This is a genomic window from Flavobacterium sp. (assembly GCF_029945805.1).
Classification (GTDB): Bacteria; Bacteroidota; Bacteroidia; order Flavobacteriales; family Flavobacteriaceae; genus Flavobacterium.
This window is the reverse complement of the sequence record NZ_JAQSDH010000018.1, coordinates 15,975-36,054: the sequence shown is the minus strand read 5'-3', so window position 1 is coordinate 36,054 and position 20,080 is coordinate 15,975. Positions and strand designations below refer to the sequence as shown.

General features: G+C 32.9%; 18 protein-coding genes. 6 read left to right on the top strand and 12 right to left on the bottom strand.

The window, feature by feature from the left end; translation table 11 throughout:
- The first annotated feature begins 20 nt into the window (after window positions 1-20).
- Complete coding sequence (locus PSU83_RS04400; RefSeq protein WP_300587140.1) at window positions 21-761, top strand: glycosyltransferase family 2 protein; 741 nt, start codon at window positions 21-23, stop codon at window positions 759-761.
- Window positions 758-1,891, top strand: coding sequence for a hypothetical protein (locus PSU83_RS04395; RefSeq protein WP_300587138.1), 1,134 nt, complete (start codon window positions 758-760; stop codon window positions 1,889-1,891). The genes PSU83_RS04400 and PSU83_RS04395 overlap by 4 nt, the downstream gene beginning before the upstream one ends.
- Here PSU83_RS04395 and PSU83_RS04390 read toward each other — a convergent pair.
- The 3 genes from PSU83_RS04390 to PSU83_RS04380 all read right to left on the bottom strand — a co-directional run bounded on the left by PSU83_RS04390 (window position 1,888) and on the right by PSU83_RS04380 (window position 7,244).
- A complete protein-coding gene (locus PSU83_RS04390) occupies window positions 1,888-2,337 on the bottom strand; it encodes a hypothetical protein (RefSeq protein ID WP_300587136.1) in 450 nt (149 codons plus the stop codon). The two genes, PSU83_RS04395 and PSU83_RS04390, sit on opposite strands and share 4 nt — an antisense overlap.
- Before the next feature lie 116 nt (window positions 2,338-2,453).
- Window positions 2,454-4,184 (bottom strand): TonB-dependent receptor, encoded by a 1,731-nt coding sequence (locus PSU83_RS04385; protein WP_300587134.1) that lies wholly within the window; start codon window positions 4,182-4,184, stop codon window positions 2,454-2,456.
- Between the two features lie 45 nt (window positions 4,185-4,229).
- Complete coding sequence (locus PSU83_RS04380; protein WP_300587133.1) at window positions 4,230-7,244, bottom strand: tetratricopeptide repeat protein; 3,015 nt, start codon at window positions 7,242-7,244, stop codon at window positions 4,230-4,232.
- Window positions 7,245-7,485: 241 nt separating this feature from the next.
- Here PSU83_RS04380 and PSU83_RS04375 point away from each other — a divergent pair, with 241 nt between their 5' ends.
- On the top strand, window positions 7,486-8,169 hold the full coding sequence (locus tag PSU83_RS04375) for an ATP-binding cassette domain-containing protein (RefSeq protein WP_300587131.1): 684 nt from the start codon (window positions 7,486-7,488) through the stop codon (window positions 8,167-8,169).
- 1 nt (window position 8,170) lies between these two features.
- Here PSU83_RS04375 and PSU83_RS04370 read toward each other — a convergent pair whose 3' ends face one another.
- Genes PSU83_RS04370 through PSU83_RS04360 form a run of 3 tightly spaced genes read right to left on the bottom strand, consistent with a single transcriptional unit; the run spans window position 8,171 to window position 10,939 of the window.
- A complete protein-coding gene (locus PSU83_RS04370) occupies window positions 8,171-9,028 on the bottom strand; it encodes a class I SAM-dependent methyltransferase (RefSeq protein WP_300587130.1) in 858 nt (285 codons plus the stop codon).
- Window positions 9,012-9,821, bottom strand: a complete 810-nt coding sequence (locus PSU83_RS04365) for a 2OG-Fe(II) oxygenase (protein WP_300587128.1) — start codon at window positions 9,819-9,821, stop codon at window positions 9,012-9,014. The genes PSU83_RS04370 and PSU83_RS04365 overlap by 17 nt, the downstream gene beginning before the upstream one ends.
- A complete protein-coding gene (locus tag PSU83_RS04360) occupies window positions 9,818-10,939 on the bottom strand; it encodes a hypothetical protein (protein WP_300587126.1) in 1,122 nt (373 codons plus the stop codon). The genes PSU83_RS04365 and PSU83_RS04360 overlap by 4 nt, the downstream gene beginning before the upstream one ends.
- A 75-nt stretch (window positions 10,940-11,014) precedes the next feature.
- On the opposite strand from PSU83_RS04360, the gene PSU83_RS04355 reads away from it, so the two are divergent.
- On the top strand, window positions 11,015-11,938 hold the full coding sequence (locus tag PSU83_RS04355; RefSeq protein ID WP_300587124.1) for a glycosyltransferase family 2 protein: 924 nt from the start codon (window positions 11,015-11,017) through the stop codon (window positions 11,936-11,938).
- Here the strand turns inward: PSU83_RS04355 and PSU83_RS04350 are convergent.
- Both PSU83_RS04350 and PSU83_RS04345 read right to left on the bottom strand, forming a co-directional pair.
- Window positions 11,915-12,328, bottom strand: coding sequence for an FdtA/QdtA family cupin domain-containing protein (locus tag PSU83_RS04350; RefSeq protein WP_300587121.1), 414 nt, complete (start codon window positions 12,326-12,328; stop codon window positions 11,915-11,917). The two genes, PSU83_RS04355 and PSU83_RS04350, sit on opposite strands and share 24 nt — an antisense overlap.
- Entirely contained in the window at window positions 12,325-13,410 is a 1,086-nt protein-coding gene (locus tag PSU83_RS04345; protein WP_300587119.1) for a glycosyltransferase, read from the bottom strand. Before PSU83_RS04345 ends, PSU83_RS04350 begins: the two co-directional genes overlap by 4 nt.
- Window positions 13,411-13,443: 33 nt before the next feature.
- On the opposite strand from PSU83_RS04345, the gene PSU83_RS04340 reads away from it, so the two are divergent.
- Window positions 13,444-14,577 carry a glycosyltransferase gene (locus tag PSU83_RS04340; RefSeq protein WP_300587116.1) on the top strand — a complete coding sequence of 378 codons (1,134 nt, stop codon included), beginning with the start codon at window positions 13,444-13,446 and terminating at the stop codon, window positions 14,575-14,577.
- Here the strand turns inward: PSU83_RS04340 and PSU83_RS04335 are convergent.
- The 3 genes from PSU83_RS04335 to PSU83_RS04325 all read right to left on the bottom strand — a co-directional run bounded on the left by PSU83_RS04335 (window position 14,574) and on the right by PSU83_RS04325 (window position 17,404).
- Entirely contained in the window at window positions 14,574-15,842 is a 1,269-nt protein-coding gene (locus tag PSU83_RS04335; protein WP_300587111.1) for an O-antigen translocase, read from the bottom strand. The genes PSU83_RS04340 and PSU83_RS04335 overlap by 4 nt on opposite strands.
- Window position 15,843: 1 nt before the next feature.
- Window positions 15,844-16,305, bottom strand: a complete 462-nt coding sequence (locus tag PSU83_RS04330; RefSeq protein ID WP_300587106.1) for an acyltransferase — start codon at window positions 16,303-16,305, stop codon at window positions 15,844-15,846.
- A gap of 121 nt (window positions 16,306-16,426) precedes the next feature.
- Window positions 16,427-17,404 carry a GNAT family N-acetyltransferase gene (locus PSU83_RS04325; protein WP_300587102.1) on the bottom strand — a complete coding sequence of 326 codons (978 nt, stop codon included), beginning with the start codon at window positions 17,402-17,404 and terminating at the stop codon, window positions 16,427-16,429.
- Window positions 17,405-17,517: 113 nt separating this feature from the next.
- On the opposite strand from PSU83_RS04325, the gene PSU83_RS04320 reads away from it, so the two are divergent.
- Window positions 17,518-19,335: a gliding motility-associated C-terminal domain-containing protein gene (locus tag PSU83_RS04320; protein WP_300587100.1), complete on the top strand. Its 1,818-nt coding sequence runs from the start codon at window positions 17,518-17,520 to the stop codon at window positions 19,333-19,335.
- Window position 19,336: 1 nt separating this feature from the next.
- Here the strand turns inward: PSU83_RS04320 and PSU83_RS04315 are convergent, their stop codons facing one another.
- On the bottom strand, window positions 19,337-20,080 hold the full coding sequence (locus PSU83_RS04315) for an RDD family protein (protein ID WP_300587096.1): 744 nt from the start codon (window positions 20,078-20,080) through the stop codon (window positions 19,337-19,339).

The window sequence follows — 20,080 nt, the reverse complement described above, 5'->3', positions numbered from 1 at the left end:
ATGATTCTTCCAGACACAATATGATTAATCAAAAAAAAATTATAGTAGTCCTACCAGCTTATAATGCTAGCAATACATTACTGGCTACTTATAATGAAATTCCGTTTGACATTGTTGACGATGTAATTTTGGTTGATGATAATAGCACCGATAATACACTTGAATTAGCCAAAGAACTCGGTATAAAAAACACAATAAAGCACGAAAACAATTTAGGCTATGGCGGCAATCAGAAAAGCTGTTATAATAAGGCTTTAGATTTGGATGCTGACATTGTGATTATGCTACATCCCGATTATCAGTACACGCCCAAATTGATTCACTCCATGAGTTATTTAATTGCAAATGATGTTTATCCGGTTGTGATTGGTTCCAGAATTTTAGGGAAAGGCGCTTTAAAAGGCGGAATGCCGATGTATAAATATATTTCGAATCGTTTTCTGACTTTATTTCAAAACATAGTAATGAATCAGAAGCTTTCGGAATATCACACAGGCTATCGAGCGTATTCCAGAGAAGTGCTCACTAAAATAAAGTATAATCAAAACTCAGATGATTTTATTTTTGACAATCAATTTTTGGCACAAATATTCTACAATGGTTTCGAAATCGCTGAAATAACGTGTCCTACCAAATATTTTGATGATGCTTCTTCAATAAACTTTTCAAGAAGTGTGAAATATGGATTAGGCGTTATGAAAACTTCTGTTTTGTATTTTTTGAGCAAAAACAAAATTTACAAATCAAAATTGTTCAAATGATTAAATTTTCACTTACTGCATTAAACAAAAAGAACGTCAGTATATTCATTTTTCTTGTCGTTAGTTTTTTATTTTCTGCCAAATATTTGTACAGAATAACTTCATATGCTGGAATTATTTCATTAGCGATCACGCTGCTGTATTTCCTATTATGGAATAAAAGAAAGTTCTTGTTTTCAAATACAGAGTTTAGTAAAAAAGTAGTCATAGCAGCACTTATTGTTTTTGTAGGTTGCTCCTTTTACGTGTTTAAAAAAATTCCGGTTGAAACTTTGAATGTAGACCGATGGAGCGTGATAACTTCTTTTTGGGATTCTTTTTTTAAGGGAGAATATGTTTATTTTGCCAAATCCAATATGGCTAATTATCCGGGACCAATGCCTTTTTATTTTATTTTGGCTCTTCCGTTTTATTTTATTGGTGAATTAGGCTATTTTTCAATTTTAGGTGTACTATTATTTTATTTTTTGATTGAGAAAACAATCAAAAACCATTCACTAAAATCGGTTTCAATTATCTTAATTTTAATCAATATTCCTTATCTCTGGGAAATTGCATGCAGAAGCAATATTTTTCTAAATGGAAGTTTGGTGTTGGGTGTTTTAATCCTTTTTGTGAAGCAAAAAGAATTTAACTTTAAAAATAGTCTTGCTTTAGGAATTTTGATTGGTTTGGTTCTTTCTACAAGAAATGTATTTGTGATTCCGTTGATAATTACATTTGTTTATTATCTAAAAAGAAAGAAAATAACTATCGGGCAAACCGTAATTATAGGTGCGATAACAGTACTAACATTTTGCTTAACTTTTATTCCTTTCGTGTGGAATTATTTTACGGAATTTAAAACAATGAATCCGTTTATAATACAATCCGATGTTTTGATTCCATTTCAGTATACACTTTTATTTATTTTAGCCTCATTCTTAGCTGGATTCTATTGCAAAACTGACAACGAGATTTACTTTTATAGCGGTTTGATACTTTTCAGTAGTATTGCTCTCTATTTTTTGTATTGGATAATTCTGCGTGGTTTTGAAGAAACATTCACAAATAGTGCGGCTGATATCTCATATTTCATACTTTGTCTACCGTTTTCTTTGTACCATCTTCTTAAAGAAACAGAAAATTAAGCTAACTTTTCAATTAAATAGTGTTTCCCATTCATATCAAATTTAAATCCAGCTTCATTTCCCATCAATTTACTTCCTAATGGAGATTGAGGCGAAAGTGCAAAGATGGATTTATCCTCCAGAATCAGCTTAGGTAAAGCAGCACTGATAAAAAGCGTCATCCCATTGGCTTGAACCAAACTTCCTAAAGCTACTTTTTTATGCTTTTGCGAAGGATCAATTTTATCAAGAATAGCTTTTTGATCCAGAATTTCTTTCAGTTTATAGTTGAGTTTCTCTTGTTCGAGATGCATCATTGACAAAGCAGTTTCGTGTTTGTCTCCCGCCGAACCTTTGGCATCGTTTTGCGCATCAATAGTCAATCCAGATATCATGTCCTGAAAGACATCTATGCGGTCTTGCAGCATTTCTTTGTAACGAAGAAGTATTTGTTGTTTTAAAGACATTTTAGACTGCTTAGATTGTTAGATTGTTTAGACTACTTAGCTTGTTTAGAAAAAAAAGACTTCTTAAATTTTATGCAAATCTAAGAAGTCTAAAGTATCTAAAAGGTCTAAATTATCTAAAAATCAAATTTATAACTCGCACCGCCTAAAATTTGCAATCCTTGCACCGGAAAATTCAACCATCTTTGGTAATCCTGATTCGCTAAATTGTTCCCTTTTAAGAAGAAAGTCATGCGTTCGCTGAATTTGTATCCCACATGCGCATTCAAATCGAAATAACTCTTTAAGGTTACATCTTCAATTGGAAAAGGGAAATTCAATGAGCTTGTAATAAACTGATCTTTTCGCTCACCAACGAAGAACAAGCTTGCACCTGCATACCATTTATCCGTAATGTTTACATCTAAAGTAGTTGCTAGTTTTAGGCTTGGTAAATTCCATGCTTCACTTTGCATATCGGTCGAATAACTACTGAATGTTCCGTTGATTCCGAAAGAAACATTTTTTGAAAAATCGGCTTTCAATTCACCAAACAAACTAAGCGTTTTCACTTTGTCATATACTACGTTAAATGAATTACCAAAAGTGTAGCCATCCGTATTGGCATTGCTATCGTCAAAGCCATTACTTTTAAATAGTGCTTTTCCGTCTTCATTTTTGTACGATCCGCGAACATTATAACTAACACTGCTTGCTAATTTTCCTTTTAAACCCGCAAATACATCATACTTTTGGTCGGTTGGCGCTACACCAATTGTTGGTGAAACAAAGAAATTTTCTTGAACAAAATCGCTATAGGAGTTTTGTTGTAATGCGCCTTCAATTCCGGCATAGAAAATCATTAAATCACCCACTACTTTATACGAAGCGGTAACTTTTGGATAAATAAAGAATTTGCTTTCGCCGCTTTCTTGCGCAGCGCTGTAGAAGAAACCAGCACCAATATTCATCGATAAATCGCCTTTATTAATTTTGATACTAGGCTGAAAACCAAAATTGGTATATCCATATTTGAAAGAACTTCCTCCATTAAAAGTCTGATCAAATGAACCGCTGATGTAATCCAATACAAAATCAGCTTTTATTTTTTGTTCTACAACATCAAATTCTAAGGATGGTTTCACTACAAAACGATTTTCTGCCGAACCAAAAGCATCCCAAAAACGAGTAAATTTAACCGAGCTTTCTTTTAAAATATCGCTAAATCCTAATCTTCCACCAACATATAAAGTATGATACGTTTGTCTTTCGTCAATAGTTGAAAGTGTCGCATCATCAAAAGGAGGAAACGTTCCGTACCAATTGTACACTTGGTTTTTGTATCCTAAATCTGCATTCCATGACATTCCGGTTGTTCGGCTTCCGTAAGTCAAATCTAAAGCGGTATTCATGAATTTATCATCTAAATATACATTTTTAATACCGCCTTGCGATGAACTATGACGCAACATTCCGCCAACATAATCGGTATTACTAATGTTTTCTGTAACAAAAAGTTCGGCGTTTACCGTTCCGTAATTCCCAGCGCCTAATGTTAAATAGTTACTGAATATTTTTTCTTCGGCACTTTTATCTACACTTGCCGCTTTTCCTTTGGCTGGAGCGAAAGTTGATGCTACCGGAAAGGAGAATATATTATATTGGATGTTTTCTTTTTTAGAAGTATTCTCATCGTCCAAAGTGGGCGTTTCCTTCACTTTAAAAGCATCAGAAATCGATGGTGAATAAGGCTTTACAACGTTAACGACTTCGGTTCCGATATTATCATCTTTCTTTTGGGAAAAAGATAATTGGGTTGCACAAAGGGTTGCTAATACTACTATTTTATGTTGAAAATTGATTTTCATATTTGTTCTTTTATAAGCACTTCGACTGCGCTCAGTGTGACATTTTTAGTCAGTTAATGATGAATTCGTTTTAGCAGCTTCGCCTTTAACGATGCTTAACTCGGTTTGTGCTTCCGCAACAACATCTGGAAAGTCTTTGAAGTTTTTGATTACACTATCCAAAATAGAGGTTGCACTGAAATTGTCTTTCATTTGGAAATAGTTTTTTGCCATCACAATCAACCCTTTGGCACCAAAATATTTGTAACCCGAATAGTCTTTGGCTAATTTCTGAACCGTTTTATTAGAATCTTCATATTTGCCATCTTTGTTTTTGAAAAAGGCATCATAATACAATGCTTCCGCAGCCAATTCTCCTTTAGCAATAGCCAACAATTTGGCGTAAGCTGTTCTTGCTTTTGGTTCGTCATTCACTTTTATCGCAGCACGCGCCACAATAATCTGAGCATCACTTTTTATTTTATTGTCTGTTTTTGGGTTTGCCAATACTTTATCCGCATAAACCACGGCGTTTGAATACTCTTTCTGATCGTAATACGCACGCATCAAATTCGCTTGCGCAAAGGTTACGTTTTGTGGAAAATCCGCTTCCGTTTCTAAACGTTGCAATACCGGAAGTGCTTTGGTATAATCATTCTTTTTCAAGTGAATTTCAGCCAAACGCGCTAACGATTGTTCCGTAAATTCATTTCTTGATTTTCCTATTACATACTCATAATTAGAAACCGAATTGCTTTCTTTACCATCAGTATATAAAGATTGTGCCAAATAGAAATTCGCTTTTAAAGCATGTATTCCGTTTGGAAATTGAGAAACATATCCGCTTAAACTTGTAATAGCTTGTTTTGTATTATTCTGAAGATATTGCTTTTCAGCGGCTTCATACGTATCATTATCCAAATCGGCATCCGACACTTCAACAAAATCCAAAGTTCTTACCCAAGTAGCATATTCGTTCACTTTTCCCATATCCATATAAACCAATCTTGCTGTAGAAACTGCTTCTGAAGCTTCAGGTGTTCTTGGATATTTCGCTACAACTTCTTTGAATTTGACAATAGCTTGTTCGTTTTTCTGTCCGTTATAATAGACTAATCCTTGACGTAAAATCGCTTTAGACGCAAATGAACCATTTTTGAATTCGGAAATTAATTGGTCGTAAGTTCTAATTGCCATATCCGTTTTATTCTCGGTCACATAAGTATTTCCTAATTCGAACAACGCATCATCACGGTATTGAGACGTTTTAAATTTTGCTAAAAACGAATTGAAATCTTCAATTTTCTTGTCATTTTTACCTACAAATCCGTAACTCAAAGCCTTTTGGAACGCTGCATAATCGGCATCAATTCCTTTCATATCAATCGCTTTATTGTAAGCATCCATGGCTGGCCAATATTTAGACGTTACAAATCGGCTATCGCCTAATCTTAGATACGCATCATTCAAACGCACTTTGTCGTCCTTTGTACCATCAACATATTTCTGAAAATAATTCCCTGCTTGATCGTATTCTTTTTGCTTGAAATAAGAGTAAGCAAGATTATAGTTGAAGTTTTTAAACTCCGCAGTATTTTTGGCTTCAGCCGATGCTTCAAATTGTTTGAAACTGTTGGTTGCGTCATTAAAATTGTCTAAAACATATTCGGTTTCGCCTTTCCAGAATGTGGCACGAGCGGTAATTGTGCCATTTCTCGGATTAGCGACCGATCTTTTAAACATACCTAACGCTTCCTGATAATTTCCATCGGTAAACAATTCAATTCCTCTGTAGAATAATACTTTTTGGTAAGCGACTTTGTTTTCAGGTGAATTGTTTTTTTCTAATAAAACCAAGGCTGCTTTATAATTCTTTGACGTGATATACGAATTAATCAAAAGGTTTTCGATTTCACTTTTAGCTGGCGTTGCTGGATATTTTTCTAAGAAAGATGACAAAACATCCGGAACACTTTGATACGAGTTTCCGATTTCATAACTCAATTTTGCATAATTCAAGTTAGCATCTTCTTGGATCTTTTTATCGAAATCCATTTCAGAAGCACTTTTGAACGCATTTAATGCTTGTTGTTTTTTATCGGTTTTGAAATAACATTCACCTAAATGATAATACGCATTTTGAGCCACAGCATCATTTCCGTTTATGATTTTATTGAATTGTGAAATTGCATTTTCATAATCCTTTTGCATGTAATACGTGTACCCCAATTGGTAATAATCGGTGTTGCTCCATTTTCCTTTTTTGCCTTTATATTCTTTTAGATAAGGCAACGCTTTGTCGTATTGCTTTAAGTTGAAGTAACTTTCACCTATTATTTTATTCAATTCTGATTTTTCAGACGCATTTGATTTTGGCATAGCCGTCATTCCAGCATCAATTGCTTTTTGGAAATCGCCTGCTTTAAAAGCCATATCAGCTTTGAAATAAGACAGTTTCTCAGCATATTTATCCTCAGTTTCTACTTGCTGAAAATACTTATTGGCTTCTTTGTAATCATTGCCGTCATACGCCATGAAACCTAAATAATACTTTGCCTGTGTTCCGTATTCTTTAGAACCTTCGACTCTTTTAAAATAATCAGCTGCTTCTTTTTTGTTTCCAGCAGTAAAATTGGCATATCCCTTTTGGAACGTAAATTTTTCGGTTTGCTCGTAGGTCAAGGAACTTTCGTCCACTTTTTCAAAGTATTGCATCGCTTGTGGAAACTTTCCTTGTTCAAAATAATACTGCGCTACTTCAATGTACGCTTGATTTTGCTTAGAACTTGTTGGATAATCTGAAATGAATTTTTCAATCAATTCATCTGCATTATTCTGGTTCAAATGAATAGCACAAATCGCGATATAATAAGCCGAATCAGACTGAACATCTTGCGATTTAGTATCCTGCTTTACTTTTTCAAAAAGAATTTGAGCCGATTGGTATTGTTTGTCTTTGTACAATTTTACAGCATTGTCAAATTCAGACAAACTGTTAGTGTAAATAGCGGATTGTTGCGCAGAAAGTTGCGGAATTCCGGCCATTAAGAACATGAAAAATAACATTAAAACGTTGCGCATAATTTTTATTTTAATTTAACCAAAAATAGTATCCTATTACCTATAACGTAAAAAACCTGGGTTTTATTATAAACATTCTTGTAAACAATTTAGGTTTGAGACTAAAAGCGGAAAGACTAAAAGATAATCGACCTTGATTTTAAATTCGAAATTATTGTCTATCATCTATCTGTCTATTATCTATTTTCTTTTGGATTGTGGAAGTTTTATTTACTATTTTTACCCCATAAACACTTTATCCATGTCAGCAACAGTTTTATCCTTAAAAAACGTAACGATTTACCAAGAAAACCGAGTGATTCTTTCACAAATTAATCTTGAAGTTAAAGAAGGGGAATTCCTTTATATCATCGGGAAAACTGGAACGGGAAAAAGTAGTTTTATGAAAACGCTTTATGGAGATTTACAGCTTACAACTGGCCAAGGAAGTATTGTTGGCTATGATTTATTGAATTTGAAAGAAAGCGAAATTCCGTTTTTGAGAAGAAAAATTGGAATTGTTTTCCAAGATTTTCAACTTTTGCCCGATAGAAATGTGAACGAAAATATGTTGTTTGTACTTAAAGCAACAGGATGGACAGACAAAACCGAAATGCAAGTTAAAATTGATGAAGTTTTAGATCTTGTAGGTTTACGAAGCATTACCAATAAAATGCCACACCAACTTTCAGGCGGTGAACAACAACGAGTTGCGATTGCCAGAGCGTTGTTGAATGATCCCGAATTAATTTTAGCGGATGAACCAACTGGAAATCTGGATCCGCAAACAAGTGCCGAAATCCTAGGCGTTTTGAAGAAAATCAACGAAAATGGAAAAACAGTAATCATGGCAACACACGATTATGCGGTGATTATGAAATTCCCAGCAAAAACGTTGAAATGTGAAGACAGCACCATTTTTGAAGTAGTTCAGAAAACGGTTTAATCTATTTTTTTGTCAAAATAAATACGTCTTGAAAATCCCTCAATTGATTTCCTGATTGTGCACCTTTCCAATAACCATCAATGGTTTCAGAAAGATGTAATCCTGCAGCAGCAATCATTTCTTTAAGTTTATTTTCCTCAAAAGCAATATTGGCACTAGTCACTTTTTCATTCATCAAACGATAATTTTCTTTTTGGTAAGGAAAAATGAATTCTCCGTTTTGAGCCGAAATAAAATCTTCATTAGCTGAAGTGTAATAAAAAAAGGTAGTCAAACATTTTCCGCCAGGTTTCAAAACTCTGCAAATTTCATTCAAATAATTTTGAACTTCTAGCGGTTGCATGTGTGTGAAAACTGAAAAAAGAAAAACTGTATCGTAAAAATCCGATTGATAGGGAAAGACGAATTTTTCCGCCTTATCATCTGTAATATGATACAAATCGTTATTGAGTGGCGTGCATTTAAAAATAAAATTGGGATACTGATTTGAAATATTTTTTTGGCACCAAACCACTCCTTTTTCTACAACATCAAAGCCATCATAAACAGCCGTTTCGCTCAAATACGACTTTAATGCAAACGCGGTACGCCCAATTCCGGAACCGACATCCAAAATTTTTCCATTCGGTTTTAGTTCAGCATACTGATTTAATAAATCTAATTGGTGTTTTCCTTGCTTTACAAAGTCGCCAGAACCAATAAAAATATCGCCTTTTTTAGGAATCACATCTTTACTTTTTGGTCCTAATAAATTCAAAAAATCAATCGGAAAATAAACTAACTTTCTGACCAAAAGTCGGTTATTGGGAGACATCGAATAATATAAATTCCTAAAAAATAAGTTACTTTTTGTAGACATGTGGATTTTCTTTAATTCCTTTTTTGAAGATTTTACGCAAACTCATTCGCAAGAAAGTATCTAATTGCAAAATCAAATCAGACAGTTTATTTTCAGGTCGACCACGGAACGACGTCACATGAAATCGATCTGATTCTTGCAAAGGCGTATTGGCAAAATAATAATTGGAAACACCACGTCGATATCCGTCAAAAACAACAGGAGAAACCGAATGTAAAGACTTATTGTGAGTTTCCATTACGGCCAATCGGTTGAATTTACTGTGAATCGTAGTCTGTTTGTTCTTTAATCCATTTGGCCAAAGTTCCAAATTTCCACCATTTTCTTCTTTCCAATCGGGCGTAACATAATACAACAAATTGAGCACACGCCACAAATTTCGGTCTTTATCATGTGAATTATCTAAATGCGGATTCAGAAATTGGTTTTTACCCATTAAAGATATTCCTCCTGCGTAGAGGTTTTCATCTGGGATTGGGTTTTCAATACTACAAATTTCACCGATGATTCTCACTATTCTTTCATCCTGAAAAGCATAAATTATTTCCTCTAATAACGGATTGTATAAATTCATCTGCGCCGCAACATACTTGTCTTCGCGAAGGCTTTTCTTCAATGTCATTTCTTCCGATTTTGGAAAAACGTTATGAATCTGCAACGCAATTTCATTCGGCAAAATAGCATCAATAAAAAAATAGCCTATCGAACCTGAATTTTCAAATTCTGTCGTAAGCTTTTCCTTTTCAGAAACTAATCTTTCAAAAATTAAATCGGCTAATTGGGTTCTGTTCATTGGTCAAAAATTATTTTTTCTTCAATCCGTTTTGCATTTTCTTTATCATTCAGCACATTCATCAAAACTTTTTTCCTTATTTCATTTTGATTGTATGGTTTGGTTTTCAAAACATTTACTTTATCAATAAAATCCTGTTTATTTTCAGCAATTTCGCAAAGAGAAAGTACATTTTCATCATCAACCATGTGTTTATTAATCAGGCAAAATCTACTTTTGAATAATGAATTAATGACTTTCAATTTCGTTCCTGATTCCTGAAAAGACAACATTGTGTTTATATGTGCATTCGCAAATAATTCGTCTAAATGATTTTCGCTTTCAATTTCCACAAACTTCACATTTGAAAGAGTTTTTGACTTAGCTTCAATCAAATCTTTTCCATTTGAAGAAGCAATTATCAAATTATAATCTGGAATTTCCCTGAAAACTTCAATCAAAAAAAGCGCTGCTCTTTTGTTATCGGACAATCGTAAATCGCCATGATAAAAAGCATAATTTCCGAATTCCGAAAGTTCTTTACTACTTTCATTTCCATGAAAAACAGGAACATAGACACAACTCTTCGTTATTTTTTTTGCTTCATCAAATTCATATCGCGAAAGAGCAAAAGTACAATCGAAATCGGCTATCGTTTTTTGATAATCCAAATACTTTTGCGCCACAAAATAGTACACTATTTTCTTCACCAGATTGGTTTCGCTTTTACTCATTCCAAAATAAAAGTTAGATTCAATATTGTGTAATCGTAAATATTTTTTGTTATCCAATTCTGCTTTTCTCAGAATCATGGTCGAATGTAAACCTTCGAATAAAATCGGTGCATCGTGCTTTTTGATGTTTTCAATCAGGCTTTTATCAAATCTGCAAACAACCGGCAGAGGATATTTTGAAAAAACAAAAAATGGATTCTTATTCTTTTTGTACAAATAGACTTTTTCAGTAATCGCTTTCAACGATGAAGAAACTTCGCACCTATCTTCATAATAACAATGCAGATAAATCGTAAAACCTAATGAATGTAGTGCTTTTACTTTATAATAAACATCAATTACTCCTCCAAAATCTGGTGGAAACGGATTCTCAAAACTGACGATATGTAATTCTTTTTTTTGCATTGATTTTGACAAAAATACTATTTTCAGGAAACTTAAAACCTCGTTTTAATTATATTTGAGCATCAAAAAAATAATATGCCGTTTTTTTCTATCGTAATTCCAGTTTACAACAAAGAAAAGTTTGTAGAAAAAACATTGAAAGGTGTTTTAAACCAAACCTTTACCGATTTTGAAATCATTATTGTAAACGATGGTTCAACAGACCAAAGCGAAACTATTATTTTTGGTTTTGAAGACGAGCGTATCAATTATTTTTCCAAACCCAACGAAGGCGTTTCGACAGCTAGAAACTTTGGAATAGAAAAATCTTGTGCAGATTATATCTGCTTTCTGGATGCAGATGATTATTGGTATCCGAGTTTTTTAGAAACGTTGCAGACTTACATTCAAAAGCTTCCTGAAGAAAAAGTTTTTGGTTTAGCGTATGAAATTGAAACTGATGAGAAAACTTTTCCAGCACAATATTCCATTCAGAAAACCAATGATTTTGAAATCGTTAATTATTTTGAAGCTAGTAAAAAAGATTCCATTTTATGGACATCAAGCGCTGCTTTTCATAAAGATGTTTTTAAGATTGCTGGAAACTTTAATATCAATTTGAAAAATTTTGAAGATATTCATTTATGGATTCGAATTGGCTTGAGGTTCCCTATCGTATTCGTTTGGAAGATACAAGCAAAATATAGTTATGACTCTTTCGGCTTGTCGAGAAGTGAAAAAATAAATCTCGATGTTGATTTTTCTGAATTTGCTTTAACAGAAGCAAATAATCCAGAATTAAAACATTTTTTAGATTTAAATCGATTCTCATTAGCCATTAAGTCAAAATTAATTAATGACACAAAAAAATTCCTTCAATACTACAATGGAATTGACTTAACCAAACTTCCGCTAAGGAAACGGATACTTTTAAATTTGCCAGGATTTGTACTGAAAATACTTGTGTCAGTAAAATTAAAGCTGACCAATATCGGTTTAGGAAATTCGGTTTTTAGATAATTTATAGTCTTCAAAATTGCGAATATAATCTTCTTCCTTAAAGACATCGGAAGCTAAAACTAGGCAAACTGAACCCGAAGAAAAATTTTCTAACTCCCGCCAAATGCCACATGGAATTAGTAATCCAACATTGGGTTTATTTAAACTGATGGTTTTTGTTTCGTTTCCGTCGTTCAAAATCACATCAAAACTGCCGCTTAAAGCCATTAATAATTCCTGACACTCTATGTGTGAATGACCGCCACGTCGTCCGCCACTCGGAATATCATACAAATAATAAATACGTTTCATTTCAAAAGGAACGGTATCTTCTTGAATTACAGAAAGATTGCCGCGTGTGTCGTGAACTTTAGTAATGTTTATGATAATAGAATCGTGGATTGTTGTCATTTTTCAGCTAGTAATTGGTTCCATTGTTGTGCGATGGTTGTCAAAGATAAATGTTCTACACTTTTTTGTGCATTATTTTTGCAAATTTGATATAAATTTTCATCTTTAAACATTGTTCTTATCGCTTCAGCTAAAACGTTAGCATCGTGATTTGGAATTAATAATCCGTTGAATTCATTTTGGATAATTTCTTTTGGCCCTGTTTCACAATCAACTGAAATAACTGGAACTCCCATTGCTAACGATTCGATGATCGACATTGGAAAACCTTCAAAACGACTCGTTAAAACGGAACAACGGGCAAATTGAACATACGGGTTTATATTTTTTTGAAAAGGCAAAAGCATAACGTGATTTTCAAGTTGCAATTCCTTGATTTTAAACTGAATAAAATCTTTGTCTTTTCCATTGCCAACGATCAGTAATTTTATTCCATTTTCGTAAACTTTTGAAATTGAAAATCCATTTAGTAAAAGAGTGAAATTTTTAATTTCTTCTTCTAATCTGCCAAAATATATTATGTACTTCTCAGGGATTTCATCTGGTCGTTTAGATTCAGATTCTGGCAAAATAATTGGATTGTAAATAGTTGTTGTGTTGGTTAAATTAAATTTTTGATAAATAGTTGTTTCGATTCCTTTGGAAACACAAACCAGTTTTGATGCTTTTTTATACAAATAATTGACTCCGAGAGAAAAACGCGGAAAATACATTTCAGAATTAAAACTGTGAACCATAAAATAGACTTTTCTATTCCCGTAAATCCATTTTGTCAAAACTTCCCTCAGAAACATAGGACGCGAGCGATTGTCAATAATTATTTGAATATTATTATCTGCAAGATAATTGGCAATGTATTTTCCCTTTTTAACGGCTCTGAAAATTTCTTTTTCATTTTGGACTAATTTTCCAAGATTGATTAATGTTCCTTTATAATCATAATCAACATAATCTTGAATAATAATGTTGTGAACATCATAGCCTAAATCGAACAACATAAAACTCAACAATCCTGCGAAACGCTCAGCCCCACCAACTCCGAGTGAAGCGGAAACTATAGCAATTTTGTTATTGTTTTTCATTTCTTACTTATATTGCGTCAAATATAGTAAGAAATGAAGATTTTACTCATTGGAGAATACAGCCGATTGCACAATTCTTTAAAAGAAGGATTGCAAAAGCTAGGAAACGACGTCACCATTTTAGGTTTTAAAGATGGTTTCAAAGATTTTCCAGTCGATTTCCCAATCGAAAAAAAATGGGATTCGGGTTTCCTTAAAAAAGTAAAACTTTTGATTTTGGTAGTAACCGGTTTTGACATTTCCTCTTATTTAACGTATCGTCAGTTTTGGAAAAAAAGGAATAATTTTAAAGAATTTGATGTAGTTCAATTGATTAATGAGAATAGTTTTTTATGCGATTATCGTCATGAAAAAAAGATTTTAGATTTCATTTTTAAACACAATAATAAAGTATTTCTGCTTTCGGTTGGCGATGATTATATGTATGTAAAATACAATTTTGAACATCCCGAAAACCCTTCCATTGTGCAACCATATTTGGCCGGAAAAATTGAAGATAGAAATTTTACGAATGTTTTAAAATTCAGAAACAAAACTTTTGAAAATTTGCACCATTACATTTATAAAAATATTCAAGGCGTAATTGCAACCGATGTGGATTATCACATTCCGTTACAAAAACACCCTAAATATTTAGGATTGATTCCAAGTCCGATAAACCTGGAAAAAATTGCAAAAATTGAATTAGAAATTAAAAATCGCATTGTGATTTTTCACGGGATCAACCGCGAAAGTTATTTCAAAAAAGGCAATGATTTTTTTGAGAAAGCTTTAGAAATTATTAAAGAGAAATATCAGGAGAAAGTTGAAGTTTTGATAGCTGAAAATGTTCCATACAAAGAATTTATAAATTTGTACAACAAAGCTCATATCACATTGGATCAACTTTACGGACACGATCAGGGAAGCAACGGTTTGGAAGGCATGAGTAAAGGAAAAGTGGTGTTTACCAATGCTAGTGAAGTATTCGAAAAACAGTACAATCTGACCGAAAAAGTTGCAATTAATGCTTTACCCGATGTGGATTATTTGGTAAACGAATTATCTTTTTTAATTGAAAATCCCGGAGAGATAAAAGCGATTGGAAACCGAGCGCGAGCTTTTATTGAAAAAGAACACGATTACCTCAAAATCGCAGAGAAGTATTTAAATGTTTGGAAGAGCTAACGTTTGATGAAAAGCTTTCGAAACATGAGTAAAACCAATACTAAACAAATAAGATTAGCATAAAAATAAGCTTGCAAAACGCCTTCTACCGAACACTTCTTCATCAAATAAAACGAGAGTAAAAAATAAGATAGATTGAATGCCATTTCACCAATAAAATAGCGCTTCATCATTGTTTTAACTACTATCTGAAAACCAAAAGCCAACGTCAAAATTCGGATAAAATCGCCAGCTAACTGCCAAATTAATAAGTTATTGATACTTGAAAACTCTGGTGTAAAAGCTATATTTAAGATGATTCCTTTTGCAAAATAAATTACCACTAACATTAGTAAAAACAAAGGAACAAAGACTTTAAAATAGGATTTTAATTCGGCCTTAAATTCCTTTTCAGTATTTATAGAGGCTAATTTTGGCATATAATATAACGACAAACCCGAACTGAAAAACATCATATAAAAACTCGATAATCTATTTACGGCATCCCAAATTCCGGCTTCGTGAATAGAATAGTTTTTCACAATCTCATTCCGAATCAAAAGTAAGGTTAAAGGAACCAGAACAGCACTTAATAAAGCCATTACCGAGAATTTCTTAATGATTTTGAAATACTTTTTATTAACTACTTTCTGTAGATCAAATTTGAAATAACTTCTATCTTTTCTAACAAAAATAAAAGTTACAACAACCATTAGAATTTCTCCAATGGCAATTGAAAATAATCCTCCTAAAATGTTATGCTTCCAAATTAAAAAAGCGGAAATTCCAAAAGTGAGCATATTCGAAATGATTTGAATAACTACAATGCTTTTATATTTTTCTAATCCATTATAAATAGCCAGCCAAAAGGTATTTATCACCATAAACGGCAGCAATAGTCCAAAAAAACGAATTGGATTTGCATAGACATCAGTAAAGAATAAAAAACTTGAAATTGGTGCAGCAAATGCTATGACTACAATTGCTAATAGTGTCGAAACAACTAAAAACAACCAAAAAAAAGTAGAATAAATAACGGAAAGTTCCTTTTTATCTTCTTTGTTTTCAACAAATAATTTGACGATGGAATTGCTAATACCAAGAGTTGCAATTGATTTAATCATCAAGGCAAAATTCCTAAAACTTCCCATCAATGCCATTCCTGATGTTCCTAAAAAAACGGAAATAATTTTAGACGAAATAATTCCCAAAACAAAACTTACTGCTACTGAAATGGAGTTCAGCGACAAGACTTTTAGTAAGGTATTTTGTTTAAGGATTTTCAATTTATAGACTTCGTATTACTCGAGCTGGATTTCCTGCGGCAAAAACGTTTGGGGGAATATCTTTGGTAACTACAGAGCATGCTCCAATTACTGAATTTTCACCAATGGTTACTCCTTTAAAAACAACCGAATTATAATAAATGATGACATTTTTTTTCACTGTAATAGCGCCACTTTTTGGCACACCCGTCATTCTTTTTTCAGGATCTAGATCGTGTCCGTCGGTATCAACTAGCAAACAGTTTATTCCTATCATGACATTGTCTTCAATGGATATTTTTGAAGTTGCTTGAATGGAAGCACCATTAGCCATCACTACATTATCACCTAATACAACTTCACTATCGTCATCAAAAGCAAGAATGTAATTATACGAAGAATATGTAAAATGAGCGGCAGAAACGCCTATTTGGACATTTTTTCCAAATGAAATTTTACCTTTTCCACTTAGCAAAATTGGCAAATACAAGTTTGGTTTCCCACTGATACGTTGGCAGTCTGAAAGAAATTTATATTTCCAAACCCGTAGTGTAACAAACAAGAAAAATTTTATTCTAGCAGTAATATTCACAATCGTGTATTTTTTAAATTAAAATAGAATCTAACATTTCAAAATTTGATGTTTTAATCTCGTAAAAATCCTGAATTAAAGAATGCGCTCCAAAACTCTCTTTCCAAAAATTGATGTTTTTAACTATCTGTAAGCCATTATTTTCATGAGACGGTCCAAAATCAAAATAGTCTTTTCCTTTTGCAACATCATTAATTAGGAAATCATATAAAAAATCGATGCTGCCCAATTCATTATTATTTTCATTTCCAGAAATATATTGTGGCTTAACTACTTTATCTGTAATGAAAATAGTAGTTCCACAAACTAATTTGCTATCATTATATACATTAAAATGTCTTATATTATCAGGAAAATTATTCATCAACTTCGTAATTTCAGCAACAGAATGAACTGGTTTTGAGTTGTATTTAGCGCTTAAATTTGGGATTAATAATTCATTCCAAAATAAATCTATTTTACCATCTTCCCTAATTTCTAAGCCCAGTTTTTTTCCTCTATTCACACATTCTCTTCGTGATTTTGAAATTAAGCGGTCTTGATTTAAAGTTACAACCGACACATTGTGTTTCATAACTACTTCCCCTTTACAAATATGGGCTAAATAATTAATTTCATCCGAAGAATAACGACAATAAATGGACGGTATTTGCTTTAAAAACAATTTAGAAACGCCATTATCACTAAGGAACTTCAAAACAGATTGGAATAGATATATAGTATCGTATAATTTAGATTTTGGCAACAAAACAAGTCCACCATAAGTCAATCCTTGATGAGAATAAACGGTAGCGCCTACCCTATTCGCCGGAAGTACAGAAACTAATTTTCCGTTTTCAAAAACCAGTAAGGAAAAATCCTCAAAACGATCTTTGTGGTATTCCATAAAATCACGGTGAAACAGAAAAGTTGCATTTTTGGCAGCACTTATAAAAGCATTCCAAATAGCATAATCCTCCAAAGTATAGCGTCTGACAGTATAGTTTTTCACGGGTGTTTTTTATACATTGGCAAATTAACCATTTATTTTTAAAAAAGTCGTGGTTACCAAAAAATCAATTTTCAAAAATAATTGAGTAACTTTAACTCGTTAACCCAGCTGCTTTGAAATTAAAACTACACTTACTTCATTTTATTATACTTTTTTGCTTCATTTTTACTGCTAATGGACAAAATGTTTCGTTGTTCCATCAGTTCAATGGTCGTTATGATTTTACTTTCATCGGCAACACTTTAAATGTTCAGCCCAATTTTGGAAATGATCCGTGTTTGTTGCTTCCCAGCTCAGATGCTATTTTAAATTTAGATCCAAATGACACTATTATAAGTGCTTATCTGTATTGGGCTGGCTCAGGAACTGGCGATTTTAACGTTAAACTTAACGGAATTGAAATCGATTCCCAACGTAATTTTTTGGCTATTCAAAATTTAAATGGCAATCCCTTTTTCAGCGCTTTCGCAGAGGTAACGACATTAATTCAAACAACTGGAAATGGTGTTTATTCCTTTTCAGATCTTGATGTAACGCCCTTTTTTAATCCCGATACTTATTGCAATAACGGAACCAATTTTGCAGGTTGGGCGATTGTTATTGTTTATGAAAATGCTAGTTTACCTATAAATCAAGTTAATGTTTATGATGGTTTAGAGGCATTGTCAAGTCCGAATCCTGGCGTTGTTATTGACGAACTTACCATCAATTTATCTAATTTATATGTGCTAGATAACACCGATGCAAAAGTGGGTTTTATTGCTTGGGAAGGCGATGCGAATATTTCAAATCAGGAATCTTTGCTTATTAACGGAAACATACTAAGTGATGCAATAAATCCACCAGACAATGCTTTTAATGGCACAAATAACATCACAGGAACTAGTGATTTATACAATATGGATTTGGATATTTATGATATTCAGCCTTACATCAATGCAGGAAATACGTCAGCAGAAATCAAAATGACTACGGCTCAAGATTTTGTTTTAATTAGTACTATAGTCACTAAATTAAACAATAAATTACCCGATGCAATTGTTGCAATAAATGCTGTTGAACAACAATGCGATTCGAGAATACTAGTTTTAAATTATACGGTTTCTAATTTAAATTCGAGTGGTCCGTTACCATCGGGAACACCAATTGCCATTTATGCCGATGGAACATTTATCGCTTTTGATGAAACTATACTTCCTATTCCTATTGGCGGAAGTGCCAACTTCCAACTTTCCTTAGTCGTTCCGGATAGTATTCCGATGAATTTTACACTCACAATTTCAGTTGATGATAACGGAAATGGCACCGGAATAGTAGATGAATTAAACGAAAGCAATAACAAAGACACCATTCCAGTTTCGCTGTGGCGCAGTCCAACATTCAACGTTTTAGAACCATTAAAGGCGTGTAATGAAGGTTTTACAAAAGCAACTTTTGATTTTTCGAGCTATGAAGATTTAGTAAAAACGAATCCAAATGATGTCGTCCATTTTTATGAAACAGTAGAAGACGCTTCCGCAGCTGTTAATCCGATATTAAATACTACGAATTATGAAGCTATAACTACTCCAAAAGAAATTTTCATCCGGATTTCTAACGGAAACTGTTTTGCTACTACCTCTTTTATTCTGAAAAGTAGAAACTGTCCGCCCACCGTTTATAACTTTGTTTCAGCGAATAATGACAGCTATAATGACAGTTTTTTTATTGGTGGCTTACGCGATATTTTCCTGGATTTTCAATTGGAAGTCTATAATCGCTGGGGACAAAAAATCTGGACTGGATACAACACTACCGAGAATTGGAATGGCTATATTAAAGATGGCATAGGAAACAAAAATGCACCAGATGGCACCTACTTTTACTTATTGTTTTTAAATGATACTGATTATCCGCAACCACTGAAAGGATTTTTATATCTCAATCATTGAGCTACATATTCTGTGTATAATAATTATAGTCTTTCAAAATGGTTTGGATAAATTCCTTTTTACTATCTAAATCATTTTTTATGCCTGTTACCGCTTCTATTTTACTGGTTAGTTTATTTATAATTTCATAATCTGAAGTCTTTAGTGCAGCTTGATACGTTTCTTTAATAATACGGGCATCATTATCTGAAAGTTTTATCACCAATGTATATTTTGGTATATATTCTTCGCCAATATCTTCTAAAATAGTATGACTGATATTAATTTTATTCTTTAATGTGATAACGGCAGTTCCGGCAGAAATATCGCCCAAACGCTGCGTTTTTTGATTGACCACCATCGTAATCAATCCAATGATGCCACTACTCATTGAAATATCTATTATTCGGAACAACCATCGAATTAAATAGTCGCCAAAAGATGCTTGATATCCATCTATTTTTACCACTTTTATCTTCACTAATTTTTTTCCAAAAGTTTGCCCTTCCAGCATAGATTCCTGCACCAACGAATAAAAAATTATGGGTAAAGCAAAAATCATATAAATAGCGATTCTTGACCAATTGTCTAATTTATTAATAATTAAATTAAGACTTAAAGTGTAGAAAAAAATATAAAAAACAACAATTCCGTAAGCGATTTTAATCAGTGAATCAAGAAAATACGCTGCAATTCTTTCTCCTATAGAAGCCGAAGAAAAATTTATCGTAACATTTTGCGTAGTATTTATTGAAAGTTGTGTCAT

What these genes read in the sequence shown, in the direction of transcription:
- PSU83_RS04385 (WP_300587134.1), bottom strand. Translation starts at nt 4,184, where the DNA reads ATGAAAATCAATTTTCAACATAAAATAGTAGTATTAGCAACCCTTTGT.
- PSU83_RS04375 (WP_300587131.1), top strand. Translation starts at nt 7,486, where the DNA reads ATGTCAGCAACAGTTTTATCCTTAAAAAACGTAACGATTTACCAAGAA.
- PSU83_RS04380 (WP_300587133.1), bottom strand. Translation starts at nt 7,244, where the DNA reads ATGCGCAACGTTTTAATGTTATTTTTCATGTTCTTAATGGCCGGAATT.
- PSU83_RS04355 (WP_300587124.1), top strand. Translation starts at nt 11,015, where the DNA reads ATGCCGTTTTTTTCTATCGTAATTCCAGTTTACAACAAAGAAAAGTTT.
- PSU83_RS04365 (WP_300587128.1), bottom strand. Translation starts at nt 9,821, where the DNA reads ATGAACAGAACCCAATTAGCCGATTTAATTTTTGAAAGATTAGTTTCT.
- PSU83_RS04400 (WP_300587140.1), top strand. Translation starts at nt 21, where the DNA reads ATGATTAATCAAAAAAAAATTATAGTAGTCCTACCAGCTTATAATGCT.
- PSU83_RS04315 (WP_300587096.1), bottom strand. Translation starts at nt 20,080, where the DNA reads ATGACACAACTTTCAATAAATACTACGCAAAATGTTACGATAAATTTT.
- PSU83_RS04395 (WP_300587138.1), top strand. Translation starts at nt 758, where the DNA reads ATGATTAAATTTTCACTTACTGCATTAAACAAAAAGAACGTCAGTATA.
- PSU83_RS04390 (WP_300587136.1), bottom strand. Translation starts at nt 2,337, where the DNA reads ATGTCTTTAAAACAACAAATACTTCTTCGTTACAAAGAAATGCTGCAA.
- PSU83_RS04360 (WP_300587126.1), bottom strand. Translation starts at nt 10,939, where the DNA reads ATGCAAAAAAAAGAATTACATATCGTCAGTTTTGAGAATCCGTTTCCA.
- PSU83_RS04345 (WP_300587119.1), bottom strand. Translation starts at nt 13,410, where the DNA reads ATGAAAAACAATAACAAAATTGCTATAGTTTCCGCTTCACTCGGAGTT.
- PSU83_RS04370 (WP_300587130.1), bottom strand. Translation starts at nt 9,028, where the DNA reads ATGTCTACAAAAAGTAACTTATTTTTTAGGAATTTATATTATTCGATG.
- PSU83_RS04350 (WP_300587121.1), bottom strand. Translation starts at nt 12,328, where the DNA reads ATGACAACAATCCACGATTCTATTATCATAAACATTACTAAAGTTCAC.
- PSU83_RS04340 (WP_300587116.1), top strand. Translation starts at nt 13,444, where the DNA reads ATGAAGATTTTACTCATTGGAGAATACAGCCGATTGCACAATTCTTTA.